General features: G+C 64.1%; 31 protein-coding genes. 10 read left to right on the top strand and 21 right to left on the bottom strand.

The features are described 5' to 3' along the window. Positions 1–713 precede the first annotated feature (713 nt). The 5 genes from ACFQGD_RS04575 to ACFQGD_RS04555 all read right to left on the bottom strand — a co-directional run bounded on the left by ACFQGD_RS04575 (position 714) and on the right by ACFQGD_RS04555 (position 4,755). The gene (locus ACFQGD_RS04575) at positions 714–1,646 is read right to left on the bottom strand and encodes a 2-keto-4-pentenoate hydratase (protein ID WP_345402031.1); all 933 of its coding nucleotides are present in this window, start codon (positions 1,644–1,646) and stop codon (positions 714–716) included. Positions 1,647–1,735: 89 nt separating this feature from the next. Then, positions 1,736–2,551: a 3-(cis-5,6-dihydroxycyclohexa-1,3-dien-1-yl)propanoate dehydrogenase gene (gene hcaB, locus ACFQGD_RS04570; RefSeq protein WP_345402028.1), complete on the bottom strand. Its 816-nt coding sequence runs from the start codon at positions 2,549–2,551 to the stop codon at positions 1,736–1,738. A 5-nt stretch (positions 2,552–2,556) separates the two neighbouring features. Continuing rightward, positions 2,557–2,829 (bottom strand): dihydrodiol dehydrogenase, encoded by a 273-nt coding sequence (locus ACFQGD_RS04565; RefSeq protein WP_345402025.1) that lies wholly within the window; start codon positions 2,827–2,829, stop codon positions 2,557–2,559. Between the two features lie 13 nt (positions 2,830–2,842). Further along, positions 2,843–3,361: an aromatic-ring-hydroxylating dioxygenase subunit beta gene (locus ACFQGD_RS04560; RefSeq protein WP_345402022.1), complete on the bottom strand. Its 519-nt coding sequence runs from the start codon at positions 3,359–3,361 to the stop codon at positions 2,843–2,845. Then, positions 3,358–4,755, bottom strand: coding sequence for a Rieske 2Fe-2S domain-containing protein (locus tag ACFQGD_RS04555; protein ID WP_345402019.1), 1,398 nt, complete (start codon positions 4,753–4,755; stop codon positions 3,358–3,360). The genes ACFQGD_RS04560 and ACFQGD_RS04555 overlap by 4 nt, the downstream gene beginning before the upstream one ends. Positions 4,756–4,909: 154 nt before the next feature. Between ACFQGD_RS04555 and ACFQGD_RS04550 the strand changes: the two genes are divergently transcribed. From ACFQGD_RS04550 to ACFQGD_RS04535, 4 genes are all read left to right on the top strand, one after another. Beyond that, positions 4,910–5,302: an SCP2 sterol-binding domain-containing protein gene (locus ACFQGD_RS04550; protein ID WP_345402016.1), complete on the top strand. Its 393-nt coding sequence runs from the start codon at positions 4,910–4,912 to the stop codon at positions 5,300–5,302. Positions 5,303–5,463: 161 nt separating this feature from the next. Beyond that, a complete protein-coding gene (locus tag ACFQGD_RS04545) occupies positions 5,464–5,724 on the top strand; it encodes a rubredoxin (protein ID WP_390183577.1) in 261 nt (86 codons plus the stop codon). Beyond that, on the top strand, positions 5,721–7,538 hold the full coding sequence (locus tag ACFQGD_RS04540; protein WP_345402013.1) for an FAD-binding protein: 1,818 nt from the start codon (positions 5,721–5,723) through the stop codon (positions 7,536–7,538). The genes ACFQGD_RS04545 and ACFQGD_RS04540 overlap by 4 nt, the downstream gene beginning before the upstream one ends. Positions 7,539–7,642: 104 nt before the next feature. Beyond that, a complete protein-coding gene (locus ACFQGD_RS04535; RefSeq protein ID WP_345402010.1) occupies positions 7,643–8,602 on the top strand; it encodes a 3-carboxyethylcatechol 2,3-dioxygenase in 960 nt (319 codons plus the stop codon). A gap of 84 nt (positions 8,603–8,686) precedes the next feature. Here the strand turns inward: ACFQGD_RS04535 and ACFQGD_RS04530 are convergent, their stop codons facing one another. The 13 genes from ACFQGD_RS04530 to secD form a co-directional block, all read right to left on the bottom strand. After that, entirely contained in the window at positions 8,687–9,457 is a 771-nt protein-coding gene (locus ACFQGD_RS04530) for a GntR family transcriptional regulator (protein ID WP_390221012.1), read from the bottom strand. Between the two features lie 192 nt (positions 9,458–9,649). Continuing rightward, complete coding sequence (locus ACFQGD_RS04525; RefSeq protein ID WP_345402004.1) at positions 9,650–10,540, bottom strand: VOC family protein; 891 nt, start codon at positions 10,538–10,540, stop codon at positions 9,650–9,652. A gap of 1 nt (position 10,541) precedes the next feature. After that, complete coding sequence (locus ACFQGD_RS04520) at positions 10,542–11,027, bottom strand: cupin domain-containing protein (RefSeq protein ID WP_345402001.1); 486 nt, start codon at positions 11,025–11,027, stop codon at positions 10,542–10,544. Further along, positions 11,024–11,797 (bottom strand): SDR family oxidoreductase, encoded by a 774-nt coding sequence (locus ACFQGD_RS04515; protein WP_345401998.1) that lies wholly within the window; start codon positions 11,795–11,797, stop codon positions 11,024–11,026. The genes ACFQGD_RS04520 and ACFQGD_RS04515 overlap by 4 nt, the downstream gene beginning before the upstream one ends. Next, positions 11,794–13,272, bottom strand: coding sequence for a 4-hydroxyphenylacetate 3-hydroxylase family protein (locus ACFQGD_RS04510; RefSeq protein WP_345401995.1), 1,479 nt, complete (start codon positions 13,270–13,272; stop codon positions 11,794–11,796). The genes ACFQGD_RS04515 and ACFQGD_RS04510 overlap by 4 nt, the downstream gene beginning before the upstream one ends. Continuing rightward, positions 13,273–14,073, bottom strand: a complete 801-nt coding sequence (locus ACFQGD_RS04505) for an alpha/beta fold hydrolase (protein ID WP_345401992.1) — start codon at positions 14,071–14,073, stop codon at positions 13,273–13,275. A gap of 464 nt (positions 14,074–14,537) precedes the next feature. Further along, a complete protein-coding gene (locus ACFQGD_RS04500) occupies positions 14,538–14,708 on the bottom strand; it encodes a hypothetical protein (protein WP_345401989.1) in 171 nt (56 codons plus the stop codon). Positions 14,709–15,038: 330 nt separating this feature from the next. Further along, positions 15,039–15,332: a hypothetical protein gene (locus ACFQGD_RS04495; protein ID WP_345401986.1), complete on the bottom strand. Its 294-nt coding sequence runs from the start codon at positions 15,330–15,332 to the stop codon at positions 15,039–15,041. Between the two features lie 210 nt (positions 15,333–15,542). After that, positions 15,543–15,746: a hypothetical protein gene (locus ACFQGD_RS04490; protein WP_345401983.1), complete on the bottom strand. Its 204-nt coding sequence runs from the start codon at positions 15,744–15,746 to the stop codon at positions 15,543–15,545. 20 nt (positions 15,747–15,766) lie between these two features. Continuing rightward, positions 15,767–16,003: a hypothetical protein gene (locus ACFQGD_RS04485; protein ID WP_345401980.1), complete on the bottom strand. Its 237-nt coding sequence runs from the start codon at positions 16,001–16,003 to the stop codon at positions 15,767–15,769. Positions 16,004–16,015: 12 nt separating this feature from the next. Next, entirely contained in the window at positions 16,016–16,321 is a 306-nt protein-coding gene (locus ACFQGD_RS04480; protein ID WP_345401977.1) for a hypothetical protein, read from the bottom strand. A gap of 84 nt (positions 16,322–16,405) precedes the next feature. Then, positions 16,406–16,567: a hypothetical protein gene (locus tag ACFQGD_RS04475; RefSeq protein ID WP_345401974.1), complete on the bottom strand. Its 162-nt coding sequence runs from the start codon at positions 16,565–16,567 to the stop codon at positions 16,406–16,408. Between the two features lie 412 nt (positions 16,568–16,979). Continuing rightward, complete coding sequence (gene secD / locus ACFQGD_RS04470) at positions 16,980–19,268, bottom strand: protein translocase subunit SecD (RefSeq protein ID WP_345401971.1); 2,289 nt, start codon at positions 19,266–19,268, stop codon at positions 16,980–16,982. Positions 19,269–19,893: 625 nt separating this feature from the next. Here secD and ACFQGD_RS04465 point away from each other — a divergent pair. The 6 genes from ACFQGD_RS04465 (at position 19,894) to ACFQGD_RS04440 (ending at position 24,111) form a co-directional block, all read left to right on the top strand. After that, on the top strand, positions 19,894–20,259 hold the full coding sequence (locus ACFQGD_RS04465) for a hypothetical protein (protein ID WP_345401968.1): 366 nt from the start codon (positions 19,894–19,896) through the stop codon (positions 20,257–20,259). 185 nt (positions 20,260–20,444) lie between these two features. Then, the gene (locus ACFQGD_RS04460) at positions 20,445–20,615 is read left to right on the top strand and encodes a hypothetical protein (RefSeq protein ID WP_345401965.1); all 171 of its coding nucleotides are present in this window, start codon (positions 20,445–20,447) and stop codon (positions 20,613–20,615) included. Between the two features lie 68 nt (positions 20,616–20,683). Further along, positions 20,684–21,310 (top strand): DedA family protein, encoded by a 627-nt coding sequence (locus ACFQGD_RS04455; protein ID WP_345401962.1) that lies wholly within the window; start codon positions 20,684–20,686, stop codon positions 21,308–21,310. Between the two features lie 290 nt (positions 21,311–21,600). Next, positions 21,601–22,002: a universal stress protein gene (locus ACFQGD_RS04450; RefSeq protein ID WP_390221011.1), complete on the top strand. Its 402-nt coding sequence runs from the start codon at positions 21,601–21,603 to the stop codon at positions 22,000–22,002. Beyond that, positions 21,974–22,441, top strand: a complete 468-nt coding sequence (locus tag ACFQGD_RS04445) for a universal stress protein (protein ID WP_345401956.1) — start codon at positions 21,974–21,976, stop codon at positions 22,439–22,441. The genes ACFQGD_RS04450 and ACFQGD_RS04445 overlap by 29 nt, the downstream gene beginning before the upstream one ends. Continuing rightward, complete coding sequence (locus ACFQGD_RS04440) at positions 22,438–24,111, top strand: cation:proton antiporter (RefSeq protein WP_345401953.1); 1,674 nt, start codon at positions 22,438–22,440, stop codon at positions 24,109–24,111. Before ACFQGD_RS04445 ends, ACFQGD_RS04440 begins: the two co-directional genes overlap by 4 nt. 52 nt (positions 24,112–24,163) lie before the next feature. On the opposite strand, the gene ACFQGD_RS04435 is transcribed toward ACFQGD_RS04440, so the two are convergent. The 3 genes from ACFQGD_RS04435 to ACFQGD_RS04425 all read right to left on the bottom strand — a co-directional run bounded on the left by ACFQGD_RS04435 (position 24,164) and on the right by ACFQGD_RS04425 (position 26,147). Beyond that, positions 24,164–25,660, bottom strand: a complete 1,497-nt coding sequence (locus ACFQGD_RS04435) for a potassium/proton antiporter (protein WP_345401950.1) — start codon at positions 25,658–25,660, stop codon at positions 24,164–24,166. A 63-nt stretch (positions 25,661–25,723) separates the two neighbouring features. After that, complete coding sequence (locus ACFQGD_RS04430) at positions 25,724–25,999, bottom strand: hypothetical protein (RefSeq protein WP_345401947.1); 276 nt, start codon at positions 25,997–25,999, stop codon at positions 25,724–25,726. Beyond that, positions 25,908–26,147 (bottom strand): hypothetical protein, encoded by a 240-nt coding sequence (locus ACFQGD_RS04425; RefSeq protein WP_345402070.1) that lies wholly within the window; start codon positions 26,145–26,147, stop codon positions 25,908–25,910. The genes ACFQGD_RS04430 and ACFQGD_RS04425 overlap by 92 nt, the downstream gene beginning before the upstream one ends. Between the last annotated feature and the right edge of the window lie 81 nt (positions 26,148–26,228).

The following is a 26,228-nucleotide window of genomic DNA, read 5'->3' as shown; positions in this document are numbered from 1 at the left end:
CTTTGATGATGCTGAGGGGGTCGTGGTGACTGAGCACGGCGGCGTGTGCGCACACGCGCCGATGGCGAGCGGCAAGCTGGACCCAGAGCGGGTGACCTGCCGCGTCCGCAGACGCCACTCAGGTGCTGCCCAGGCCTGGTGCGTGCCCGCCCGTAGTGATGACGCCGAAACGATCGTGCCGCGCTGCTGGCTGTTGGTCTCGATTCCGGTGATACCGCTCGATCGCGGAGGGTCTGGGCCGCCCTGCGCTCACGGCTCGCGGGTGGCTGCACGCCGCGCCGATAGCCCCTCCGTGAGCGGGCCTGGTCGGTGCAGGACCAGGGTCGAGCACATTTGGCGCAGCCGACCGTAGGCGCTACCGGGTCACCGTTGGGCGACGCCATCGATGGATTGGGGGCGGCAGCCGTGGCGGCCAAGTGGTTCGTCGGCATCGACTCGTACGCCACCCAAGTATGAGGGCCGATCGTGCAGATCTGTGGTGGCGGCTACAGCGACCATCGCGTCGATTCACCAGTTGGACGACAGCGGCGCATGGCACAAGTCTGCCCGCGACCGGCGATACCATACACATGTCGCGCCGTTCACGGTGCTCATCACCGTTCCCACGGACACCGTCGGTAGCCGGCACCACCGGTCGGCGTCCTCTCGCTGCGCGTCACGACATGGGCAGAAGCAACGTCGGCCCTGGTCGGCGAGTGCCGATGAGTCGGTGTTCAGGAAAATCGGGCGTTGACCGTTCCAATCCCGCTGATTTCCGCCGAATACTGCATACCCCGACGCACTCGCACCATCGGCCCCAGCGCGCCTGACAATACGATGTCGCCGGCACGCAATGGCGATCCATACTCGGCAGCGGTGTTTGCTAGCCACAGGACAGCATTGAGCGGGTCCCCGAGGCATGCGAATCCTGCACCTTCGGAGATATTGTCGCCGTCCGCGTATAGGGTCATCGTCACATCCGGCAGCGCAAGTCCCTCGAGTGGGATTTGTTGCGGTCCGAGTACGAACAACCCGCAAGATGCGTTGTCTGCGATCGTGTCCACGATGGAGATGTCCCAGTTATTGATTCGGCTGTCCACAATCTCTAACGCCGGTGATACGAAGGCTGTCGCACGACTAACCGCGTCCGTAGTCAACACCGGCCGGTCCAGGTCCTCGGCGAGGACAAATGCTATCTCCGCCTCGATCTTGGGTTGCAGCAGCCGGTCCACCTCGATCGGGTCGTCGTCATGTTGCATGTCCTCGAAAAGGACACCAAAGTCCGGCTGGTCGACGCCGAGTTGACGCTGTACCGCGGGCGACGTCAGCCCCACCTTCCGCCCGACTACGCGCCGTCCGTCGCGGATCGCCGCTTCGGTCAGCAGACGCTGCACCGCATATGCAGCGGCGATGTCCTGGCGACCAAGCATGTCGCGAACCGGTCGGCACGTTCGGTGCTCTGCTGCCGCGATCCGCAAGCGCCGTGCTGCGCCGCGGATGCGGTCCTCCGCTACTTCCTCAGCGACCAACTGCTTCGTGGGACGCACAATCATAGAAACCTCGTTACAGTAACGAAATAGATTACAGTAATCGCTGACTTCGCGTTTACCTGCCGCAGGTTGCATCTGTCGGTCGGCGATCCGATCCCGACAACCACGCTGACCCATTAGCCAAGGATTGGTTCTGACCGGCCAACGGGTCAGCGTGGTTCAGTACCGGTCGTAAAACGCTAGTGGCTGGACCGGTTGGCTACCGGTCACGACTCGAGCCCCGCCATACGGGTAAGGCCGCGTACACCGAGACCACCGTCGCTGTGGATGACGTTGCCCGTCACGGCTGGTGTACGCTCCCGGGCCGCCAGGATCGCATACGACCAGGCGTGGTCTTCCGGGTTGGCCACGAGGCGCAGTGGATTGATACCTTCAATGAGGTTCTCGATATCGGGTACGTCCTTCAGCCGTTGTGCCTCATTCGCCAGCGCCGGAATGCCGCGTAGTTCGGTCACCGTGCCTCCCGGTGCCACGCCGTTCACCCTGACCTTGGGTGCAAGTTCGTAGGCGAGCTCGGTCACGAGACCGCGGACAGCGAACTTTGATGCCACGTACAGTGGCCCGCCGCCTCCGGCGTAAAATCCGGCGTTCGAGATAGTCAGGATTACGTCACCCTGGTTCTCGATAAGCTGGTCGAGCCCCGCTTTCACACTCAGCATGTTGCTCTTGACATTGACGCTGAACAGCTCATCGAACGCGTCACTGATCTTATCTTTCGGGAGTTGGGGTAGTTCGGTGAAGTAGTCGAATACCCCGACGACGCAAATAAGAGTCGTCAGAGAGCCGAATGCATCCACCACGTCAGCAACAGCACGTTCGTTGTCCGTCAACGATGTAGCATCACCCTCCGTCACCACGACGGAGTCACTGGAAAAGGCGTTACGCAAGGTCTTTACCTTTTCCGGGGAGATTTCCAGTACCCCCACCTTCGCGCCTTCTTGCACGAAAAGATCGACAACCCCTCGGCCGATACCAGATCCGCCGCCGGTGATCAGCGCCACCTTGCCATCGAGGAATCCCAAGTCACTCAGTCCTTTCTGAACAATGCCGATAATGGCTTGGCCTTCAAATCCGCACCCGGTCCGTAAGGTGTGTCAAGCAGCGCCGAGTACATCTCCGGCTTCTGCCAGGTGAGGCTCTCCAACTGCAACGGGTCCAGATAGGTCCGAAACCCGAGACGGGGTGAGGTGATGACCAGGCGCTCGCCAGCACCGGTACGGGTATAGCCGATCCGGATAACAGTGAACTCATTTGCGATCTGTATTTCCGGCTCTCGGCCATCATTGTGGATGACGCCCATCAAAGCTCCCTTATCACATGATCAGTGCGAGGTTGTGCGTCATGACCGTGGTCTGATCGAGTAGCACGACTCGTTTGGCTAGACGGAAACGGTCGTCTACACGGCGCAGTACGTCTTGACGCTCACCGGACAGGATGTCGAAGGATGCGACGTCGCCCCGCGTGCGATAAAGCAGTAAGTTCGACTTGACCGCGTACTCGTCCGCATTCTGTCCCGGCGTCACTCGAATATTGGTCACGAAATGCCTTGAGCGCGATGGCGGGTCTTCTGCCCAGGCGTATTCCGTTTCGAGGCGCAGGACGCGCATCTCCATCGAGTCCGCGTCATCGTCCTGATGGCTCATGCCGATGATGACATCGGACTCGGCCTCACGTTCCCGCGTCACCCGAAGCGGCACGACGTAGCTCAGGTCCTCGGTTACAAGATCGAGCCATTCCCGGTACTTGCCGTTGTCGAGCAATTCGGCCTCCATGAACAACCACTCCGTAACCTCACGAAGAGTATTGTCCGCGATCACTGTCACCGTGCTCATCGCGCAGCCTCCGCATTCGCTCGGACCTTGGCCAGGTCGTCAGCCGACGAATCCGCCTTGCCGTTGCCCGCGCCAGGCGGATCAGCGAGCATCAGCCGCATCCAGTACTCAAGGAAGTTCCGCTGATTCGCCTCCGCGTAGTCCAGCGGGTATGCCTCCCCTGGCCCGGGCCAGTCCAGATCGGGCTCCAGAACCCCCTTGCCCATCTGGTAGTTCAGGTCTCCGGCCTGCGCGAACCGGCCGGACAGCACGCGGGTGATACTCTGCCAGTTCTCGGCATCGTCCTGTTCGAATGCCCCCGAGATCCCAAAAGTGCGCAGGTATGCCTTGTAGCTTTCTTCCTTGAACCACTCGGGTGCCTCCTTTTCGACGAAGAAGAAGGACCACACCTCCATCTTCTCCGGCCCCAGCGGGTGCCACAGCCGAAGCGTCACGAAAGGTGAGGGCGGTGAAAGGTGATCCCGTCCCATGAGGAAGTTACCGATCGACAAGTTCGGGAAGACCGTGCCGTGGATGAACGCATTCGGCCGGAAGATCTCGACCTGTTCGGGGGTGAGCCGCCGCTGCAGCTCGTCGACGATGTTCTCCGGCAGCCCCATAAACTCCGGCAGCGGCATACCGGGAGGCGGACCGATGACCCCCAGCCCGTGCCCATTGTTCATATGAATGTGCTCGCCGTAGAGGGCGAACTGCGGGTCCGGCGGCGCCATACCCAGCTCGACCATGGAACGATGGGTCATCATGGTGTGGTACGCGTCGCCGACGAAGTTGTCGGCACCCAGCTTCCAGTTCGCGCCGACAACCCACCGCTGCGGTGCACCAACTATCTCGAGGCCAGCATCACTGCGGTCCACCACGATGTCGAGGTAGAACTTCATATCCCCCAGGTACTCTTCCAGCGATTCGGCATGAGGGTCGAGTGAGCCGAAGACAAGGCCCTTGTAGCTGGCGAGCTTGGGGATCGCCCGGAGGTTCCAGTCGGACTTTTTGAGCTTGTTGCCGTAAGCGTCCTTGCCTGCCGGCACGCCAACCAGGTCTCCCTGATTGTTGTAAGTCCAGCCGTGGTACGGGCAGCGGAAGTGTGATGCGTTGCCCTTCTCCGCGCGGCATACCTGCATGCCACGGTGGCGGCAGCTATTAAGGTGCGCCCGAACCTGACCGCCCTCCTCTCTGCAGACGATGAACTGGTCGTTTGAGATGTACCGGACGACGTAGTCTCCGGGCTCAGGAATCTCGCTCTCGTGCGCGAGGAAGACCCAGGCGCGGCCGAACACGCGCTCGCGTTCGGCGCTATACACCTCCTGGTCACTGATGATCGCCGCTGGAACGGTCCAGTCGCCGTTGATGTCGTGCAGGCCCTTCTGCAGGGTCTGCCGCAGCTCATTGCTCAGCATGGTTTGGCCTTTCCTGATGCAGGCACCTTTGTCTCCTTCAGGGTCTGGAGGGGCGCGTTGTGTTGCTACTGACCTTCTAACATGTTAGTATTTTTAGTCAACTTGTCAATAACGATCTGAGATCGTAGTAGGTCAGTCAGAAGGAGGGCGCAGCATGGCTACACCCGTCTTGTCCCCGGAGTGGATGAAGAGCTACGCGGAACTTTGGAATGAAACCGAGGCGACGCGCGAAGGGCTCAAGAAGCTGAGCATGGTCATCGAGTATCGACTCGCCGAAGACGAAGGTCGTGCCGGTCAGATAGAGGTGGTGGAAGGCGAGGTTGTCCGGGCAGGCGCCCCCGCTGACGGCGTGAAGCCCGAGTACGTTCTCACCGCGAAGGCAGACACGTGGAAGCGCTTGGGCGCCGGAGAGATCCCGGCAGCAAAGGCGATGGTCACCCGCAAGGTCAAGTTCCGTGGCCCGATGTCGGTGGCTTTGGCGCATCTTCCCTCTCTCGAAGCAGCGATGAGGATGTTCGGGCAGATCGACACCGACTGGTCAGCCTGATCAGAGCACTGGTGTACAGAGCGTCCACCGGGTGCGACTACTCCGACATCCGGTGGCGCCCTATCACCCGCCAACCTCAACGCAGCGTGATGGCACCCAAAGGCATACCGCACGCCGGTGATAACGTCTAGAATGCTAGAACTGCAGGGAAGGAGATCGTGATGCGTACGTTCGTCGCCACGGAGGAAAGCCAGGCAGACCCGGCGACCGCGCTGTGGGTCTGCGAGGTGTGCGAAGACGTGTATGACCCCACGGAGGGAGATCCTGAAGGGGGTGTCGCACCGGGGACCGCATTCGAGGATATCCCCGACGACTGGATTTGCCCGGTCTGCGGGGCGCGCAAGAAGGAGTTCCGGAAACTCGAACCCGGCGAGGAGTTCCCGGACGTTCGGGAGGACGCCATGACAGGAGAACGGGCGTGAGCGGTCCTGTCCGGGCCCGTGCGCTCGTCTGTCTCAAACAGGTACCCAGCCCTGGATCGGCCGAATTCGACTCAAGAACGAAACGCGTTCGCCGCACAGAAGGCTCAGCGGTCACCAACCCAGCCGACCTCTACGCGCTGGGGCACGCGTTAAAGCTCCGCGAGGCACTGGGCTGGGAGGTGATCGTCGTAACCATGGGGCCACCAACCGCCACGGCCAGCCTAGTCGACGCCCTGAGCAGGGGCGCCGACCGAGCAGTCCACCTCCTCGACCGGCGTTTCGCCGGTGCTGACACGCTGGCGACGGCGCGCGCGATCACGCGGCTCGTCGAGCGCGAAGAGCCGCATCTCGTTCTCACTGGCCGCTGGACGCTGGACGGAGCCACCGCACAGGTCGGTCCACAGATCGCCGAGCTCGCCGGGCTGCCCCAGCTCACACAGGTAATGTCGATGCGACCTACCGGCAACGGCCGCCTACTCGCTTGCACCGAAACCGATGTCGGTACAGAGGACTGGGGGCTGCGGTTGCCGGCCTTGGTCTCGGTCTGTCGCGGCGTCACGCCTCCCGCTGTCGACGACGTCGACCCGACAGCTATCGAGACCGTCACCGCCGACGACCTCGGAGCGAGCCCTCGAGACTTCGGAACACGTGGTTCTCCGACCTTCGTCGTCGAGATCCGCCCCGGGCGCACCGACCGCATCACCGAGCGCGCTGGTGTCGGCGACGTAGTCGGCAGGCTGGCCACGGCCATCGCTGCAGCGCGGGATGAGGCCCAGTCGGACCGGCCCGCAGAAGGTCGGGAGCCGCCCCGGGAGATCTGGACCGTCGCCGAGCCGCTCCCGGATGGCGGTTTGCATCCCACCAGCCTGGAGGCTCTGGCGTGCGCGCGCTCCGTTGCGGCCGAACTGGGCTCCACCACCGTTGCTGTGCTCCCCTGCGCGGACACAGACGACGCGCCGCGCACTCTAGCCGCGCATGGGGCAGACCGGGTGATTGTGCTACGGAGCCCCGGACTGTCAGGATACTCGACGGCAGCGTTCACAAATGCCCTGAGCGTTGCGGTCGCCGAGGGATCACCCTTCGCCGTGATAGCCCCTTTCAGTGCCAGGGGTCGCGACTACGCGCCGCGGGTCGCGGCCCGGCTGGGCCTCGGGCTCACCGGTGACTTCGTCGGCTTGGAAGTTCGAGACGGCGACACCGCCGACCCAGACCTCGTATGGCTCAAGCCAGCGCTCGGAGGGGACGTGGTGGCACCCGTCATCGCGCATACGATCCCATCGATGGGCACGTTGCGCCCAGGTTCCTTCACGGTCGCCCCGGTCCGAGATGCGAATGACCCAAGAGTTGAGTGCGTCGAGGCGACCGTAACTCCCGCCGACACCCGGTGCGAATCGATAAACCAGCGGATCGAGATGCCCACCGCTCCCGGTCTCACTCAGGCACCCGTAGTCATCGGGCTCGGAGCCGGGCTCGACTCGGCGACGCGCAAGGCGGCAGAACGGCTTGCGCGCAGGATCGGCGGCTCGCTGGCGGCGACCTCAGCCGCCGTGACGGCCGGGGAGGCTCCGTCGCAGGTGGAGATCGGACCGCTGGCCCGGACGATCGCTCCCACGATGTACCTAGGCCTCGGCGCCCACGACCGGGAGAGCTTGCGGGCGGTCACCGGAGCCGGCCACGTCGTGCTCATCGATCCACACGCCCAGTTCGACGAGATCTCCGGTCTTGCCGACTTGGTCGTCACCGACGCTCTCGACGGTGCGCTCGGCACACTGCTCAACACCCCCGAAACAGCAAGCGCCACCACTCCGCACTGACATGGGCTGGTGGTGCGGTGAACCATTCGCGTTCCAACCGAACGGCGTCTCACGCCTGCCCACGTCCAAGGGCATACCCGACATTTCATGGTAAGGAGTCCCGCATGCCCGCCGCGCTGTGCACACTCTCGCATTCCCCGCTAATTGGTTTCAACAATCCGGCCCCGGAAACGGAGGCCAGGGTGCAGGCTGCGTTCGATCATGCCAAGAAGTTCGTCGAAGACTTCGATCCAGAACTGGTCGTACTTTTTGCCCCCGATCATTACAACGGGTTCTTTTACGACATGATGCCACCGTTCTGCGTCGGAACGAACGCCACCGCGCTCGGTGACTACGACACTCTGGCCGGACCGCTGTCCGTCACCCCCATCGCTCGGCAAATCGTAGCCGACGTGCTCGACGCGGGCATCGATATCGCGGTGTCCGAGCACATGTACGTCGATCACGGTTTCGCCCAACCGCTACAGTTTCTCTTTGGCAGTTTGCAAGCCGTTCCATCGCTACCGGTCTTCATCAACTCGGTGGCCGTTCCGCTGGGGCCAGCGAGCCGTGCTCGCAAGCTTGGCTCGGCGATCGGCCAGGCGACGGCAGCGCTGGACAAGCGAGTCTTATTCGTGGGATCGGGCGGCCTGTCCCACGATCCACCGGTGCCGAAACTCGAGGGTGCGTCACCGGAGGTGGCGCAACGCCTCATCGCCGGACGACACCCCACGCCCGAGGAGCGCGCGGCACGGCAGGCCCGGGTGATCCAGTCCGGGCTGGACCTCGCCGCAGGCATATCGACAATGCGTGCGCTCAATCCGGAGTGGGACAATGCTTTCCTCGATATCCTTGCCGCAGGTGACCTCACACAGATCGATACTTGGAGTAACGAGTGGTTCGTCGAACAGGGTGGCGACTCCGCGCACGAGGTGAGAACCTGGATCGCCGCATACGCAGCGTTAGCGGCTCGTAACCGATACTCAATGAACTATCGGTTCTACGAGGAGATCAAGGAATGGATCGCGGGCTTTTCGATCACTACGGCTGTCGAGATACCCGTCCAGAAACCTGTCCAAGCTTGATTGCTGCGTCTCCCCGCCGGTTCGACCTGGCGGGGAGCGGCATTGTGGTATGGGCCTCGCCGCCGTTATCAGCCGACGGACCGGCTAGCTTTCCTTCTTACTCTTCGCTTCCTCGGCGTCGGCACCGGTGTCGTTTATGTCCGCCACAGTGTCCAGTATGTGCCGCTCCATCTGGCGGCGAGCGCCTTCGGCGTCGCGGTTGAGCAACGACTCCAGGATCTCCTCGTGATCGGAATGACGTTCATCGATGGCTGTCGTCAGAGGAGCGGGTATACCGCTCGTGTTGATCAGGAAGTCGCTCAGGTCGAACATTCGCTGAGCGATGTCCATCATGATCTCTGAGCCGGCCATCGTGTGAATGACAGAATGGAACTGGCGATTCAAGATCCGGTACAGCCGGGCACGCTCGGCAGGATCCGTCTCCGTGCGGAGGTTCGCCACGCGTGCTTCAACCCTCGTGAGTTCGACAAGCTGCGACTCGCTGCGCCGCAACGCGGCGATCTCGGTGATCGTGCTTTCGACACCTGCGAAGAGCCGGAAGAAATCCTTTACTTCCCGTTGCGAATAAGTCGAGACCTGAATCCCCACCTGCGGGATGATATCGACAAGTCGTTCACCCGCCAGCCGGCGGAGCGCGTCCATCACCGGCTGCTTGCTTACCTCGAATTCGGTGCGCAAGGCTTCGACCGACAGGCGCTCCCCGGCCGCGTAAGTACCCTCGAGCAGGCGTTGTTTCAGCTGGTCATAGATGAGCGAGCCGAGGCGCATGGATGACCGCGTTGGGTCGAACGACCGGGTTGGCCGGTCGTTCTCTGGCCTGAATGACTCTGACTCGACACCGGCCTGACTAGTCATAAGCTCATACTACCTAGCATGCCTACTCAAGAGCGAGTTACATCCACAAAGTGGTTAACCGGTTGGCCCAACGTGTCGCCTTAACCGCGAAAGCTGGCACGCTAGTGGCTTAGTCGGCGAGGTCGCAGAACATGCGGCCTCGAGCTAGGGGCGGCCACGTAGTACGGCCGCCCCTAGCTGCGACGTGTGGCGTCAGGAGCCGACCTGGAACGACTCGGGCGGGAGTGCGCCCCATGCACTGAACGCCGCACGGAAGTCGTTCCAGAAATTGGGACCGGCGGTAGGGGAAACCGTCCGCGGCATCTCAGCGGAGAGCTCGTACCTGTTACCACCCGGTGCCCAGAAGTACGCGTAGAGGTTGCCTCCGACACCGTGCCTGCCCGGGCCCGTCTCCAGGGGAACTTCCAGCTGGCTCAACATGTCCGCCGCACGCTTCAAGTGATCGATGCCGTCCATGGTCCACGCGAAGTGGTCCAGCGTCTCCGACGACCGCTGTGCCCCCATCACGGCGACGTCGTGATGGTACTCACCCACTCGCGCCCACGCAGCCGCCCACGTACCCGGCGCCGGCTCGAACACGTCGGAAATCTTGAAGTCGAGGCCCGCCACGAGAAACTCGACCAGACCCCGCACATCGCTGGACCGCAGCGTGATGTGGTCCGCATCAAGCGGTACGACGCCTTTGTGCCGGGTGTGCGTGGGATTGCCCGGGTGAAGGTAGACCGGCTGGTCTCGGCTCACTACCAGCTCGATGGAGTGCCCGTCGGGAGCCTGGAACCTCAGTCCCCTGAGCTGGCCGGGGGCCGCGTCGCCACGTGTTTCGGTCGTCACACCGAGCTCAGCAAGGCGTTTCCCGTAATATACGAGGTCGTCCTCGGACTCCACTTGAAGTGCGAAGTGACGGACGCCGCCGCCACCTTGCACGAGCGCGAGGTCATAGTTGTTGTCGGCACCACAACCGAGGAATACCGCACCGTCTGCCCGTCCTATCTCGACCAGACCGAGCAGGTCGGTGTGGAATCCGACCGCCTCTTCGACATCGGCGACCGCGAGGTCCGCGTGCGCAACTTTCAAAATTCCCATCTTATTCTCCTCTGAACTGGTTGTAAGACACCAATCCAGCGCTCTCCCGCTGGTTGAGACCGAGTTGATCGAGCAGACGAGAATTCTCGATCAGCAACATTTCCACGGTTTCCGTGCCATCGTTGTAATGCCGGTGCCACACCCACGGTGGCGTGTAGATCAGGTCACCTTTTGCCCACGGAAGGACCCGCGGTCCGATTTCCGATCGACCGGATCCACGGAGAACCACATGCACTGACTCATGAGCGTGTCGTTGGAGGTCGCTGGCCTCACCCGCGGGAATTTCCTGCAAGTAGAACTCCATGGACAAAGCGGGGATGTCAGCGAGCACGCCGATCTTCGTCGGATTTCCGGTCACTTCTGGGGTGAGCCAGTGCGCGGCTGCCGGGCCAACGACAAGATTCTCGGGCATAACCGACTCGGGATCGAAATGTTTCATGGCGTGCAGCTTCTGTAGCCAGATTTCCATTGCCGGGGAGTTGCTCATAGTGGCACCACCTGCGTAAAACCGCCGTCGATGACGTGAGTTCGGCCCGTAAGGAACCCGGCGTCCTCAGAGCAGAGAAAATCCACTAGAGCCGCTACTTCTTGCGGCTGTCCGAACCTTCCCATCGGGACTTTGGTCAACTGCTCCTTTTCGAATGTTTCCAAATCCACTCCCCGCTTCTCGGCGAGGTGCCTCGTGATCTGCTTGCGCCGTGCCGTATCGATATGGGCAGGCGCGACGACATGGGTGGTTACGCCATCCGGAGCGACCTCCGCGGCGATCGACATCGCGAGCGACTCGACCCCCGACCGCATCACGTTGGACAGATGAAGTTCGGGAAGTGGGCGCACGGACCCGCACGAGGTGAGATAGATCAGCCTTCCCCACCCCGAAAAGCGCATCGCCCCGACCACTTCACGCGTCAGCCGGATGGCGCTGTCCAGGATCAGCCGGTATGAGTACTCCCAGTCATCGGCGGTCAGGCTGTCAAACGTGCCCGCGCGAGGACCTCCGGTATTGCACACGAGGACGTCGATCCCGCCGAGCACCTCGTTCGCTGCGGCTGTGACGTACTCTGCGGCGCCCGCCTCGGTCAAATCGGCTGTACACCACCCAGCGGCACCGATCTCGGCAGCTGCACGCTCGGTCTTCTCCTGGCCTCGCCCGGTGACGTATACATCCATCCCGCTATTCCGCAACCGTTTCGCGATCGCGTTTCCGATGCCCCTTGAAGACGCCGTGACGAGTGCACGCCGGCGCGGCGTGCTCATGTCACCTCCTCGCCCGACGCGCCAAGAACGTCGTCGACGCCATAGGAATCCAGCAGGCTGTCGACCAAATCGAGCGGATGCGCCCAGTCGTACATCTGGAACTGGGTGTTGATCCGCAGGAAGAGCGGATCGCCTGCGTAGAAACGCTCGTACAGTTCGTGGCGACCACCGAAACCGGACACGGCGAGGTCCGCCGCGACCTTGTACAGCTTGACGCGATCCTCCGCGGCGACCTCAGGACCACGGTAGAATTTGTCGAGGTCGCCGGCGATCTCAGACCGGAAGGCCGATACATCCGCCGGCTGGTAGAGCAGACCACCTGCGACGGTCAGCTGCAGCAACTCACGCACCCGGGGATACCAACGGTTACCAGAGTTGCGGACGGCGTAGAGCGGCGTGACATTAGGGACCACCGCACCCGAGGCGGTGGTCTCCGCAGTCGTCTCCGAAGCGATCAGTGCTGCCCTGGTGAGCTCGATGTAAGTGGTGATCTCGCCGAGCATGTCGCGGACTTGTGGGAACTGATCAGTCCTGACTAGCTCCGTCGCTCGTTTGGCCAGACCAGCGACGAACTGCAGCTTGGACATGAGCCTGGCGCTGCTCTGCACCCCCGTGAACGCGTTGGAGTTAATTTCCCAGATCCGGTTTACCCGGTCGTAGTCTTGGTTGAGAAAGACCCGGTTCCACGGCACCAACACACGGTCGAATACGACCACGGCATCCATTTCGTCGAACCTGCTGGCCAGCGGGTGATCAAACCGGTTTCCACTGCTGTAGGGCTCACGGCTGATGAATCGCAGCCCTTCCGAGTTTGTGGGAATCGCGAACGCCAGGGCATACGGGGCGTCTGCGGCCTCGTGGTTGCGTCGGGAGAACGGCCACACCAGGATCTCGTCGGCGTAGGGCGCAGCGGTCGCCAGCATCTTCGCCCCGCTGACGATGAGTCCTTCCTCGGCCTCCGCTTCGACACCGAGGTAGGTGAAGCGATCGGGTTGCTGCGACGGTGGTCGGGACCGATCCACCGGCGGGTCGATGATCGCGTGCGTGAGAAAAAGGTCGTTCTCACGAACGTACTCGAAGTAGTCACGCACCCGGTCCGCCGTGTCCCCGAAAAAGTCCGCGTTGACATACCAAGCGGTGAGCATGGCGCCGATGAAGTCCGTGGTCCGGCCCATGAGACCGCATGTGGCGTCGGCCCAGATCTTGTGTGCGCGACGGCGCCTCAGCAGATCCTCCTGCTTGGTCGGGACCAGGAACTGAGTACCTACTTGCTGACCTGTGGTCGGGGAGGTAAACAGCATGTCCCCGCGATACCTGGCATCGTGCTGTAGGTCGTAAAGCCGCGCGATCTCGTGGGCTGCTCCCTGGGTGGCGGAGTGTGCGGTGACGTCTGTGACGCGATCGGCTCCGATCCACACTTCGGGACTGTTTTTGCAGATCTGCTCGAGATATTGGTTCCCGGTTCTAGCGCTCATTCACCGGTCTCCTTCCAGTAAGAACTTTAGGTGAATATCGTTGAACTCGTCCGGCTTCTCCCACTGCGGCCAGTGACCCGCGTCGCCGATCACGTGCAGTCTGCTGTCAGGAATCCATTTCAATAGGAGTTCGGCTTCATCGAGGCCGCCGGTGGGATCGTTGTCTGTCCAGAGCAGCAGGGTTGGCGCGGCAATCCGTCCACACCACTCTGGCCCCCATGCGAAGGGCTCGCGGATCTCCCAGTTCTGAACGGCTACAATATTTTCCATAGCACGCTCGAACCCGGGCTGGGTGTAGATGGAGCGCCGGATCTCCACTAGTTCCTCCGTGACGAATGACTTGTCATGGAAAAGCCATTCCAGCCGCGACCGAACATTCTCGGGTGTAGCTTCGCGAACCGCTGTGAGGCTCGACTCCTTCACACGCTTCATGACCTCGGGCTTGTTCAGGATGTTTCCCGGCGTGTTCAGTACACACCGCTGCACCCGTTCGGGCTTATGCGCCGCGGTCCAGGCCGCGACCCAGCCGCCAATGGACTCACCAGACAGATGCGCTCGTTCGATCTCGAGCGCATCAAGCACACCAATCAGGTGGTCACTGAGAACATCAATCGTGTAGGGCCGGTCGGGTTTCTCAGAATAGCCGTGCCCCACCATGTCGAAGAGGATGAGGTGAAAATGGCGAGACAGATCGCGAACGTTGCGCGAGTAGGCTTCGAGATGGCCGCCCGTCCCGTGCACCATGACCAGCGGAGGACCTTCCCCGGCCTCCACGACGCGCGTCCGGACTCCGTTCGCCACAACATGACGGTGTCTCAGGGGTACGTCAATGAGATCACTCCAGATACTCACATGCGGTATCACACGTGCCTCCCTTTCCCGTAGCTTTCGTGCCGCTCCGCAACCAGCAGACGCTCGGGGTGGCCGCACTACGCCACCCCGAGCGGGACGCCGGAGGGCTCCTGCGGCGTCCCGCCGTCCTCACGTAACACTGAGCACCGAGCCGTTGCTCGGCGTGTCGCGAGCGCCTCCATGTCGGTTACTAGAAGTGTAGCATGCTAGCCTGTCGGCGACTAGCGTCTCACGATCTCCTTGTACGGCTCCGTGCAACCGACAATCGCTGATTGCGTGAGAACCTTCGCCGCCGATGAACAGCTCAGGAAGCCGCTCAGCTCGCTATGCCAGCAGACGGCGAAGGTGCCCTAGCGATGGTCTCACGCTCGGCGATCGAATCCGCACCGAGCGTGAGGACAACATCGGGGACCTCAGGATGTCGGCGCTGGATAGCGCACCGGATGTTCTCCAACGCCGCAACGAGGGGCACGGTGAAGCACGTCCGACGTGCCAGAGTGTGCGAATTGAATGCCGACCGCGCAGTAGCCGTCGGCGTTATTGGCGTTCTTATTGATCGCGGTCAGGTCTTCGTTGATCACCATGCTCCCGCCATACCATCGGCCGACGAACGATTCGGGGTCGTCGTGCGGCACCTGGACGCTGATGCGGTATCCCCCGATGGTGGTCAGTGTGTCCTACCGCGACCTTCCACACTTCGACTGGAGTTGTCGATCGCGTTCTTTCAGCGCGGCGGTGGTCTTGCTCGTGTGCGGTCGCGTTGGGCCGTGCTCGGGATGGTTCTTGCGGTCCTAGGCGCGGTGGCCGCGGTCCTGGGGCACGACGGGGTAGCCCCCCGTGGCGACTGGCCAACCGCGCGCTGCCACCTCTGGCGATGACGGAGTCGGTTCCCGCGCGCCGCGGCAGGGCGGTGATCAGGACGAGCAGATCCGAGCCCCGATCCTGCCGGTGTCGCTGCGGCAGCGTGCGCTCCACGCGATCAGGAACCCGCTGAGAACGGCGGTCCACAGCCCGTCCCGACCGGGGCGCCGAGGATCAGCCCGTCGCGCATCGACGGCCAAGTGCTGGGTCAGCAGGGTGAGCGCGACCAGCTTGACCGCTTCCTCGATGAGCCCGACGCCGCCGTACAGGCACGCCGACGGGTGCAGCAGGTACGTCTCCAGCACCGACGCACCGAGCACCCCGCCGATGATGAACGTGCGGAACACGAGTTCGGCGGTGATCTCGCCGGAGTCCCGGCGCTCGAACGCCTGCCACGAAGGTCGCCGACGCCAGGAAGCTACCGAGCAGCACGAGTGTCGGGATGAGGTTGGGGTGCCCGGTCAGGTAGGTGACGACCGCGGACATGATCCACAGGACCAGGCCGGCTCCGAACATCCGAAGCCACATTCGTCGTTTCGGCCGTTCAGTGACCGCCCTCACCTGCGCCTCCCCCACCGCTCGCCGCGGCCGTGGGCGGCCGTGTCGATAAAAGTCCGGTACCGGGCCGCGGAACCGGGTTCAGCGACGTCCTCGAGCCCGCCGGGGCAGCGCAGCGACGACCACAGCGCGGCATGCGGTTTCGGGTCGTCGATGACGGCGCGGTACCAGGAAAACACCTCGGCCAGCAGGGGGTCGTCCATCACGTACATCACGGGTGGGGTTAGCCCCAGCCCGGCGAAGTGCGCGGCAAGAAGGGGAGTGCCCGCGCGTCGATCGACCCGCCGGCCGCGACGACGGTGTAGTGGTCGTCGCGCAATGTCGAGGTGACCGTGAGGTTTCCCGTGGTTCCTGCGACCTCGGGTGGAGCACCGCGCGCCCGCCCGGTGAAGCGTTGCAGCTCGGCGAGCGCGGCCACGTGCGTCGGCTGATCGAGGGTGAGTGAGAGTCCGCTGGCCATGTCTAACGCCTTTCAGAGGAGCAGTTCGAACATCCGGAAGACCTGGTTCCATTCGGCGGAGCCGGGGTTCTTCACGCGCGGGTCGATGATCTTGCTCGGGGACTCGGTGTGAACGGGCTCGGGGACTCGGTGTGAACGGGAAGGACCGGAGGCGCGGGAGCCGCGTTCGACCTTGTTTTTCCAGCGCCCGTTCTTGAAGTTGCCGCGCTGACCGGCAGCACCCTGGTCCTGCTCAGCGGCGACAACGCGGCCACGGCCGGCCGGATCGACAGGCAGGTCGGCATCACCGACGTCCGCAGACGCCCCGCCCGCAGCCAACCAACAACACGGTGAACCCGGCTGTTCAGACTCGTGGTCTTCCGTGAGTGTCTCGGGTGGGGATGCCGCGTTCACGGAGTTTGGTCAGCACGGAGGTGTGGTCAACGCCCAGCGTTCGCCGACTCGCGCTAGTGACCAGCCGAGGTTGTACAAGTGGATGGCGGTGTCGACCTGCTCGGGTGAGAGGCTGCGGCGGCGCTGCTCCAGCCTGGTACCCAGCGATGAGTGCTTGGACCTGGTCGGCATCGAGTTGCCGTGCCCGACCTGGTTTCGGCCGGTCAACTAGCGGCGGAGCGGGCGTCGTGGGTGTTGGGCAGCTTCCGGAGCAGCGCCTCCAGTGCTTCTAGCTGGGGTTTTGTGTTGTAGCAAGCTCCCCCAAGGTCCACTCTTGAAGATTCCTCGAGAAACGGCCTTCGAGCTGTGGCAACGCAGTCGGAGGCCGATCTTGTTTGGGGTGCCCGTTGTGGACTGTGCGACTGCACACGGGAGCAAGATGGGAGCATCATCCGCGGCCCCACGGGCGTCCGGTGGTGCCGCATTGGTCGCGACATAGCGGTTGACCTGCGGTTTCGAAGCCGACCAACGCCCCTGTGGCGGGTGAATCACCAGTTCCAAACGCACCCACCACCGACCGTATGAGCTGCGATTCCCGGTCCCTTCACACCACGGCGCCGGAGTCGTCGCGGGCGCGGACCGGCCGCCGTGCCTGCGGTGCTGTGGGCGGGTACCTGTGTTGCAGCACGATGGCCACCGGCCCTGCGGTCACGATGGTGGAGACGGTGCCCGCGAACAATCCGAGCAGTAGCGCGAGCGCGAAGTCGGCCAGCGACCCGTCGCCAAGGAGTAGTAGTGCGCCCAGTACGAATAGCACGCCGATGCCGGTGTTGACCGTGCGGGGAAGGGTCTGCAGCACCGCCTCCCCCACGATCCGGGAAAATGGTTCCCGTCGATGTTGATGCCGCAGTTCTCGCACCCGGTCGAACACCACCACCGAGTCGTTGACCGAGTATCCGATCACGGTCAGCAGCGCGGCGAGGAACACGCCGTCATAGGTCTTGCCCAGCCAGGCGAACAGCCCGAGCACGATCAGGACGTCTTGCGCCAGCGCGACCACGGTGGCGACGCCGAACCGCCAGTCGAACCGCATCGCCAGGTACAGCAGTTGCGCGAGCACTGCCAGCCCTAGCGCGATCAACGCCTTGGTGCGCAGTTCCGCGCCCAGGCTTGGCCCGATCTTCTCGTCACGCAGCTGTGTCGCATCGCCGGTGACCTCGGCGACCGCTGCCTGGATCCGTCCTGTCGCCTCTTGCTCGATGGGCTCGGTGCGTACCGACAGTTCCTGGTCACCGGAGGCCTGCACCACTGCACGCGGGAATCCGGCGTCTTCCACCGCCGCACGGACCCGTTCCACGTCGACCGCGCGCGGAATCTCGTACACCAGCACCCGGCCGCCGGTGAACTCCACGCCCAGGCTGGGTCCGACGACCCCCAGCCCGACCAGCGCGATCACGACCGCTGCCCCGGCACCGAGCAGCCACTGTCGTGGCCGCGCCAAGAAGCCCGAATCGCGTCGGTTGATCCATTGCCGCACCGCGCCCTCGTGGGTCAGCCCGCTCCATCGCGGCCACTTCGACAGCCCGCCCGCCAACGCCAGTTGCAGCAACGCGCGGGTCAGGACCAGGCACGTGAACATCGACGCCACCACACCGATACTCACGGTGACGCCGAACCCGCGCACCGGTCCCGACGCCAGCCAGAACAGCAATCCCGCCGCCAGCAGGGTCGTCACGTTGGAGTCGACGATCGCCGACATCGCACCCTTGAAGCCTCGCTCGACCGCGCCCGGCAAGCTACGCCGCCGGATCGCGTGTTCCTCACGCGTCCGCTCGAACACCAGCACCGTGGCGTCGACAGCCATCCCGATCGCGAGCACCAGCCCGGCCAGTCCCGGCAAGGTCAACGTGGCGCCGATCGCCAACAGCCCGGCATACGCGATCGCGGCGTAACCCAGCAGCGCCAGCACCGCCAGCAGCCCGGACAGCCAGTACACCGCCACCAGAAACACAGCCGTCAGCGCCAGCCCGATCACCGCGGCCCGCGCGCTGTCGTTGATCGCCTCCGCCCCCAGCGTCGGCCCGACCGTGCGCTGCTCGATGATCTCCACCGGCACCGGCAGCGCTCCCGCACTGATCAACACCGCGAGGTCCTTGGCCTCCTGCTGCGTGAAGGACCCCGTGATCTGGGTGCGACCACCCGGAATGCCAGCCTCACAACCCACACTCGGATCGACCTGTGGCGATGAGATCACCTCGCCGTCGAGCACGATCGCGACCCGCCGAGAGGGATCACCCGGCGGCGAGCACGCCGCCTTCCCGGTCAGTCCGCGCCACGCGTCGTCATCGGTGAAATCGACGTCGACCACATAGCCGACGCCCTGCTGGTTGACACCCGAGCGAGCTTGCTCCACCCCCTCGCCGCTCAACGCCGCTTTCCCCAGCCGCAGCAGACCGCCGTCCTCATCGGGCAATACCCAAGTGCCGTCCGGCGCTGGTTTCTGCTGCGGCCGCGCATCGGCCGAAGCGGCACCGATCACCGGGTGGAAGGTCAGCTGCGCGGTGCGGCCGATCACCTCCACAGCCTCAGCCGGGTCCTGAAGCCCGGGAAGCTCGATCACGATCCGGTTCTCCCCAGACCGTGCCAGCATCGGCTCCGCGACCCCCAGAGCGTCCACCCGCCGCCGCAACACCTCCAGCGTGCGGTCGGTCGCCTCAGCATCGGCGCGGGCAGTCGGCGAATCATGGGTCTCCAACACGACCTGCGTCCCGCCTCGCAGATCAAGCCCCAATCGGGGCGTAACAGTCAACAACAAGTAGATGGCGACGGCAAGGACGGCCAACGACACCAGCGCTCGGCCCAACAAATCCCGCCGCGCCGATAAGCGCGACAACGCGAGTTCCTCCGAAACGTGAGATCACCAACGACATGCGTCGGCGAAAAGGGCGCGGCACGCTCAGGCGCGCCTAAGACATCAGGGCAACCCCGTGCCTCGGAGGAGCACGATCACGCGTGCTCGACACATCCACCGTCGACAGCCACGAAACGGTGTCCACAGCTGTCAGACCAAACGAAACCGGCGGAGACACCGGACCGGACCCGACCGGCCCGATTCCCGACTCCGGATCAGCGTCATCGCCGTGGGCTAACGCGACCTCACCCACAGGACGCGGGAGACGCGGCATCGTCAGCGAATCGGGTGCCAGATGGCCATGCGCGGCATGCGGCTCGCTCGGACCGGTTGGCATCGCCGCATCCGGATACCTCGCAGGCGAGGGAAGCCCGAGCGGAGCCAACGCCACCGCCAGGACGACAACCAGCAGCCAGCCAACGCCAGCCCGTGCCGATTCCTTGCCGCCCACCGCACACTCCTCGCTCGTCCTGCCATCCTAAGCCAGCGCCGCGACCAAAGGCCGTGCAATTCCATGGCAGAACGTGTTAAGCCGAAGCCGGTGAGACGTCTGTGTATGCTTGGCGCGAGTTCAGCGGAACTGACCTGCGCTGATAGGAGCGGGTGCGTGCACGAGAAGGCCAGGGCGGGACGTCTCGCCTTTCCGCTCGCCGTGCTGCTCGCGGTATTCGGATGGCTCACCCCGGCGTTGCTCGGCTCCGCCGGCGGTGGGTCACCCCACCAGCTACTGCTGCTGGCCGAGGAGCCTGCCGCCGTCCCGGAGTCGGACACCGACTTCCCGCAGGCACGACCCATACCCTTATCGAGTCCGACGCTCGCCGCGTCACCGTCGGAGGGCTCGTGGGCCGTCCACGCTCCCCATCCCAGCGCCGGTCTCCCCGCGGGCTTGTGGTTCGACCATGTGGCCGAGAACTCGGGCACGCCCGTCGCCGCTGAGAGCGCGACCCGCAGTCGCGCGCCGCCGTCCGTCTGAAGTCGAAACCCGCACAGAACGCTCGCCATGGCCGCCCGGCCATGCGGGCGACGCACACCCACGAACGCCGAATTCGTGTGGGTTGCCTGCCGCGCGCATTTCCCATGCTTGCAGGCCATCACGCCTGCCTTCGCGCGCGATGACATATCGGTAATGGCTTAGTTTTTCTCACGGACGGAAATTCCATGTCAGTTGTCGCATTGGTATTGCTGCTCGCCACTTTCGGGGTCGTAGTGGCCCTCCAGGTCGCGATGTTCGTCAAAGACAAACCGTTGTACGGGGCGTTCAGCATCTTCGTCATCGGCGTCCCGGGCACCGGGCTCGCTTTCCTTTATCAAGCCCTCTCCCACGGGTAACGCGCATGTCGGTCGAAACACTTCTTCCTGCCGGCGTTGCCGCTCAGGGAATCGACCATCTTGCGGGCATGCCGACGTGGCTTCAGGCGGAGACATTGCTGTCCGGTCTCGGGCCGTACATGCTGCTGGGACTGTGTCTCATTGTGTTCGCGGAATGCGGACTCCTGATTGGTTTCTTCCTGCCAGGAGACTCCCTGCTCTTCACCGCCGGGTTGTTCGTCGCGGACGGGCTGATCGCCGAACCGCTGTGGCTGGTGTGCCTCGTGCTCGTGACCTGCGCGTTCTTGGGGAATGTCACGGGGTACTGGATCGGCCGCAAAGCTGGTCCCGCGCTGTTCAACCGATCCGACTCACGGTTGTTCAAGCAGGCGTACGCCGAGAGGACGCATGACTTCTTCGACAAGCACGGCGCCCGGGCGATCGTGCTGGCGCGTTTCGTACCTATCGTGCGCACATTCATCACCGCGATCGCCGGTGCGGTCCAGATGTCACCTCGACACTATCTGACCTATTCCGCTGTGGGCGGAGTCATCTGGGCGGCGGGACTCACTGTGCTCGGCTACTTCTTGGGTCGAATCGACTGGGTACGAAACAACTTGGAGCCAGTCCTCCTGATGATCGTCGCGATCTCGATCACTCCCATCGTCACCGAATTTCTCATGACACGCCGAGCGAAACGTACCGGTGCGACATAACCGAGCCCTCAGCGCCAGGAGGTTCTGACACCGCCGCCTGATCAACTCGTGCCCGGGTTACCAAGCGGGTAACCTACTTGGCTCTAAAACCAGGAACCTACCGGCTGTTCATCCAGCTCCAGACCAACGGCACAGTGCACACCGCACACGCCACCATCAACGTCACCTGACAGCAGAGTCACGGCGAGCGGGAGCGGCAGACGCCCCACGCTCGCCGTTTGGATGTGCTCACCCGGTGCGGTGGCCGCTAGCCTGCCTGTAAGTGCCGGCGTGCTGACGGGAGTGAGGCGATGTCAGTGGAATCTCCCCAGAGCATGGTGGTTGCGACCGATCTCTCTGATCAGTCGGGGCGGGCGGTGCAGCGCGCGGTGCGACTCGCCGAGCAGCATCACGCTGGGCTGACCGCGCTCCATGTGCTGCCACCCCGGGCAGCGAACGACCTGGCGGCGTTCGCGCGCTCGCGCCTGGCCGCCCAGGTCCGGCAGCACGCGACGAACACCGAGGTCGAGCAGGTCGTCGTGACCGGCGAGGTGGCGGTAGAGATCGTGTCGCAGACGCGCGACCGTAGCGCTGACCTCGTGATCGTGGGTGCGACCGGGGCGCACACGTTCCCGTTCGTCGGTCACACCGCGGAGAACCTGGTGCGGGTTTCCCCCTGTCCCGGTGCTCGTCGTTCGTCGCCCAGCCAGTGAGCCGTACCGTCGGGTCCTGCTCGCCGTGGACGCGACCGACACCGCGACCGCCGCTACCGCGGGCACCGGCATCACGCCGCGTGCGGAGCACATCATCGTTCATGTCGCCGTCGTTCTCGGTGAGCACTTGCTGCGGCTGCGCGGTATCGCTGAGGACGCGCTCGCGAAACTCCGACACGTGAGTCTGGAGGACGTGCGCGCCAGCATCCAGCGGTTCGCGCGGGAACTGGAACCGCAGCCGTCCCGCGTTGTCATCGAATCAGGTGTCGCCCGCGACACCCTGCTGGACCTGGCCACCGACCACGGCGCGGATTTGATCGTGGTCGGCACCGGCAGCCGTACGAAACTCAGCTACGCCCTGCTCGGCAGTGTCGCCGCGCACCTGATGCGACGGGCAGAGTCCGATGTGCTCGTCGTTCCCGAACGGACCGGGCGATGACGGCTGATGTCCACGCCTTCCCGCTGATCGCGGCCATCCTCGCCATCGCCGCGGTGGTGGGCCTGCTCGCGACCCGGCTGCGACAGCCGCTCATCGTCGCCTTCATCGGCGTCGGCATTCTCGTCGGACCTACCGGTACCGGCTGGGTCACCACCGGCGGCACGATCGAGTTACTCGCCAGGATGGGCATCGCGATCCTGCTGTTCCTCGTCGGCCTCCGACTCGACCTGCACCTCGTCCGCACCACCGGACCGATCGCGCTGGCGACCGGACTCGGTCAAGTCGTGTTCACCTCGGTCATCGGCTACCTGATCGCCATCGCCCTTGGCATGGACACCGTCACCGCCATCTACGTGGCCGTCGCGCTCACCTTCTCCTCGACGATCATCATCGTGAAACTGCTGTCCGACAAACGTGAGCTGGAGCAGCTCCACGGACGTATCGCTGTCGGTTTCCTCATCGTGCAGGACATCGTCGTCGTGCTGGTGATGATCGCGCTCACCGCGTTCGGACAGCAGACCGACGACACCGTGGCGCTGAACATCGCCCTGGTGTTCGCCAAGGGACTCGGACTACTTGGCGGCATCGCACTGCTGATGCGCTACGTCCTGCCGACACTGCTCGGCCACATCGCCCGCTCGCAAGAGCTGCTGGTGCTCTTCGGCGTCGCCTACGCGGTCTCGGTCGCCGCGGTAAGCGAGTGGCTGGGATTCAGCACCGAGGTCGGCGCGTTCCTGGCCGGTGTCTCCCTCGCGACAACCCAGTACCGCGACGCCTTGGGCGCTCGGCTGGTCAGCCTGCGTGACTTCTTACTGCTGTTCTTCTTCCTCGACCTCGGCGCCAGGCTGGAGTTCACCAACGCCGCGGAGCAGATCACCGCGGCGGCGATCTTCTCGGTGTTCGTGCTGATCGGCAACCCGCTGATCGTGATCGCGATCATGACCCTCATGAAGTACCCCGTGCGGGTCGGCTTCCTCGCCGGCCTCACCGTCGCACAGATCTCCGAGTTCTCCCTCATCCTCGCCGCGCTCGGGCTCAGCCTCGGTCACATCACCAACGCCACCGTCAGCCTGATCACCGTCGTCGGGCTCATCACCATCGGCGGCTCGACCTACCTGATCCTCTACTCTCACCAGATCTACGCTCGTCTCGCACGCTTGCTCGCCATACTCGACCGCTCCGACCGCCGCACCGCCACACTCACCAGCGACGACCACGATGTCGACGTCATCCTCTACGGACTCGGCCGCTTCGGCGGCCACATCGCCGACAAACTCAGCCAGGCCGGGTACCGCGTCCTCGCCGTCGACTTCGACCCGCAACGCGTCGAAAACAACGACCGGCGCGGTGTCACCGCGGTTTTCGGCAGCGCCGAGGACGTCCACTTCCTCGAGTCACTACCACTCTCCCGCGTCAGCCACGTGATCAGCACGCTCCCACTGCGCGAGGCCAACAATGCCCTGCTCCACGGCCTGCGACACCACGACTACCGAGGTCGGATAGCTCTCACCGCCCATACCAAGCACGACGCCGCCCACCTTCGCCAATCCGGGGCCGACATCGTGCTCGAACCCTTCGCATTCGCCGCGGCAACCACCGTTGACACGCTCATCGACGACGTCGTCAACACCAACCGGGACCAGCGCGAGCACGGCGACGAGGCCGAATGAACCCGCTTCGACCACCGCCTACATCGAGGGTCCCATCGAGCGAGGTACGTGGTCAGTCGGGATAACCGTGTTCGCCGAACCAGCGGGCGAGTCGGCCGCGTCGGGCGACGGCGCGGAGTCGTCGTTCGGTCGCGTCGCGGTGCGCGTTCGTGGTGACGATGAGCAGTTCGTCGCCGGTCTTGAGCCAGGTTTCGGGTCGCGGGACGAGCACCTGCCGGCTGCGGATGATCAAGCTGATGACGCTGGTCGGCGGCAGCCGAAGCTCCATGACCGACACGCCGTGGAGGCGGGAGGCTTCGGGGACGGTGAGGGTGAGTAGTTCGGCGTCGATGGTGTCAAGGGGTGCGGATTCGATCTGGACCTCACGGGCAGCGTCCGCCCGTATCAGCCCAAGTACGCACGCCACGGGGCGGAGGCTGGGGGCCTGGACGAGAGTGAAGATGACGACGAGGACGAACACGATGTCGATCAGGCGGTCGCTGCCGGGGACGTTCTGCACAACCGGGAAGGTCGCGAGCACGATGGGCACGGCTCCGCGCAGTCCGGACCAGGACAGGAAGAGTTGGTCACGCCAGGGTGTTTTGAACCAGCTCACCGACAACAGCACGGACAGTGGTCTGGCGAGCAAGAGTAGGACGAGCCCGACGACCAGGGCGGGCAGAACTTCGTCGAGCAGCTCGCTGGGGGTCACGAGCAAGCCCAGCATCACGAAGAGGCTGATCTGTGCGAGCCAGCCGAGTCCCTCGGCGAAGGATCGGGTGGCGGAGCGGTGGGACAGTCCGCTGTTGGCGAGCACGATTCCTGCCAAGTAGGCGGAGAGGAACCCGCTAGCTTGCGCGGCACCGGCGGCGGCGAACGCGACGATGCCGAGTCCGAAGATCGCCAACGGGTACAGGCCCGAAGCGGGCAACGCCGCGTGTTTGAGGATCTTGGCGCCCACCCGCCCGAGGACGAGGCCGATGAGTGCGCCGGCGGCGAGTTGGTAGAGCAGGCTGCCAGCGACGTATACCGGATTGACCTCGAGCGGGGTAGTGCTGAACAGGAGCACGAGGATAACGGTGGGCGCGTCGTTGAACCCGGACTCGGCCTCCAGCGATCCCGCTAGCCGTCTCGGCAGTGGAAGCACGTGCAGTACGGAGAACACGGCCGCGGCGTCGGTGGAGGACACGATCGCCCCCAGCAGCAGGGCGAGTTGCCAGTTGACGTCCAGCAGGAAGTGGGCACCGGCTGCGGTGATCGTCACGCTCACCGCGACGCCAACGGTAGCCAAGAGCCCTGCGGGCACGAGGAGGTTGCGGATGTCGGACCATCTGGTGCTCAACCCACCTTCGACCAGGATGACCGCGAGTGCGGCCGTGCCGATGTTCTGGGCCAGTTGGGCGTCGTCGAAATCGATACCGATGACGTCCTCGCCGAGCACGACGCCCAAGGCGAGGAACAGCAGCAGGCTGGGCAAGCCGACACGGGTCCCGATGCGGGTAGCGATGACCCCGGCGAGCAGGACGACACCAGCGACGAGCATGGCGGCGTAGAGCTGCTGGAGGGTCATCACACCACCTTTCGGGTTCATCGATCGTCGGATAGCGGATCGCTACCGGATCGGCCCCTCATGTCATACGACAGCACCGCTGTCCGTGCGTACGTCCGGGCGTCGTGCCCGTGGAGACGCGGTTCGTCCCGCTCCGGGGTACTTCTTCTCCAGCAGGATGGCAACGGGACCGGCGGTGGCGACGGTAGATACCGTACCGATGATCAACCCGAGCAGGAGTGCGAGCGCGAAGTCGGCGAGAGACCCGTCACCTAGAACCAGCAGCGCGCCGAACACGAACAGCACCCCGATTTTGCAGCACCGCAGCGCCAACGATGCGGGCGAAGTTCGCGTACCCACTCGAACAACGATCACGGGAAGCAACGCGGCCAGGAAACAGCCCGTCGTAGGTCTTGCCGAGCCAGGCGAACGCGCCGAGCACAAGGAGGACGTCTTGGGTGAGTGCGGCCACGGTGGCTGCTACACCGAGGCGCCAGTCGAAACGCACCGCCAGGTAGACAACTTGGGCTGCCACGGCCAGCCCAAGCGCGACTTCGGGCGGCGATCGACGCACGTCCGGTGTACTGGC

This window comes from Haloechinothrix salitolerans (genome assembly GCF_042662605.1).
Classification (GTDB): domain Bacteria; phylum Actinomycetota; class Actinomycetes; order Mycobacteriales; family Pseudonocardiaceae; genus Haloechinothrix_A; species Haloechinothrix_A salitolerans.
Note: the sequence above shows the minus strand (reverse complement) of the source record. Positions and strands in the feature narration are given on the sequence as shown.

Bases quoted from the DNA above. Each gene is read 5' to 3' on its own strand.
- ACFQGD_RS04555 (WP_345402019.1), bottom strand. From the start codon at position 4,755: ATGCTGAGCAATGAGCTGCGGCAGACCCTGCAGAAGGGCCTGCACGAC.
- ACFQGD_RS04520 (WP_345402001.1), bottom strand. From the start codon at position 11,027: ATGAGCAACTCCCCGGCAATGGAAATCTGGCTACAGAAGCTGCACGCC.
- ACFQGD_RS04475 (WP_345401974.1), bottom strand. From the start codon at position 16,567: ATGCCGACCAGGTCCAAGCACTCATCGCTGGGTACCAGGCTGGAGCAG.
- ACFQGD_RS04490 (WP_345401983.1), bottom strand. From the start codon at position 15,746: ATGGACGACCCCCTGCTGGCCGAGGTGTTTTCCTGGTACCGCGCCGTC.
- ACFQGD_RS04535 (WP_345402010.1), top strand. From the start codon at position 7,643: ATGCCCGCCGCGCTGTGCACACTCTCGCATTCCCCGCTAATTGGTTTC.
- ACFQGD_RS04460 (WP_345401965.1), top strand. From the start codon at position 20,445: ATGTCAGTTGTCGCATTGGTATTGCTGCTCGCCACTTTCGGGGTCGTA.
- ACFQGD_RS04455 (WP_345401962.1), top strand. From the start codon at position 20,684: ATGCCGACGTGGCTTCAGGCGGAGACATTGCTGTCCGGTCTCGGGCCG.
- ACFQGD_RS04450 (WP_390221011.1), top strand. From the start codon at position 21,601: ATGTCAGTGGAATCTCCCCAGAGCATGGTGGTTGCGACCGATCTCTCT.
- ACFQGD_RS04560 (WP_345402022.1), bottom strand. From the start codon at position 3,361: ATGAGCACGGTGACAGTGATCGCGGACAATACTCTTCGTGAGGTTACG.
- ACFQGD_RS04485 (WP_345401980.1), bottom strand. From the start codon at position 16,003: ATGGCCAGCGGACTCTCACTCACCCTCGATCAGCCGACGCACGTGGCC.
- ACFQGD_RS04515 (WP_345401998.1), bottom strand. From the start codon at position 11,797: ATGAGCACGCCGCGCCGGCGTGCACTCGTCACGGCGTCTTCAAGGGGC.
- ACFQGD_RS04440 (WP_345401953.1), top strand. From the start codon at position 22,438: ATGACGGCTGATGTCCACGCCTTCCCGCTGATCGCGGCCATCCTCGCC.
- ACFQGD_RS04550 (WP_345402016.1), top strand. From the start codon at position 4,910: ATGGCTACACCCGTCTTGTCCCCGGAGTGGATGAAGAGCTACGCGGAA.
- ACFQGD_RS04500 (WP_345401989.1), bottom strand. From the start codon at position 14,708: ATGGTGATCAACGAAGACCTGACCGCGATCAATAAGAACGCCAATAAC.
- ACFQGD_RS04525 (WP_345402004.1), bottom strand. From the start codon at position 10,540: ATGGGAATTTTGAAAGTTGCGCACGCGGACCTCGCGGTCGCCGATGTC.
- ACFQGD_RS04510 (WP_345401995.1), bottom strand. From the start codon at position 13,272: ATGAGCGCTAGAACCGGGAACCAATATCTCGAGCAGATCTGCAAAAAC.
- ACFQGD_RS04575 (WP_345402031.1), bottom strand. From the start codon at position 1,646: ATGGGTCAGCGTGGTTGTCGGGATCGGATCGCCGACCGACAGATGCAA.
- ACFQGD_RS04435 (WP_345401950.1), bottom strand. From the start codon at position 25,660: ATGACCCTCCAGCAGCTCTACGCCGCCATGCTCGTCGCTGGTGTCGTC.
- ACFQGD_RS04565 (WP_345402025.1), bottom strand. From the start codon at position 2,829: ATGGGCGTCATCCACAATGATGGCCGAGAGCCGGAAATACAGATCGCA.
- ACFQGD_RS04530 (WP_390221012.1), bottom strand. From the start codon at position 9,457: ATGACTAGTCAGGCCGGTGTCGAGTCAGAGTCATTCAGGCCAGAGAAC.
- ACFQGD_RS04545 (WP_390183577.1), top strand. From the start codon at position 5,464: ATGCGTACGTTCGTCGCCACGGAGGAAAGCCAGGCAGACCCGGCGACC.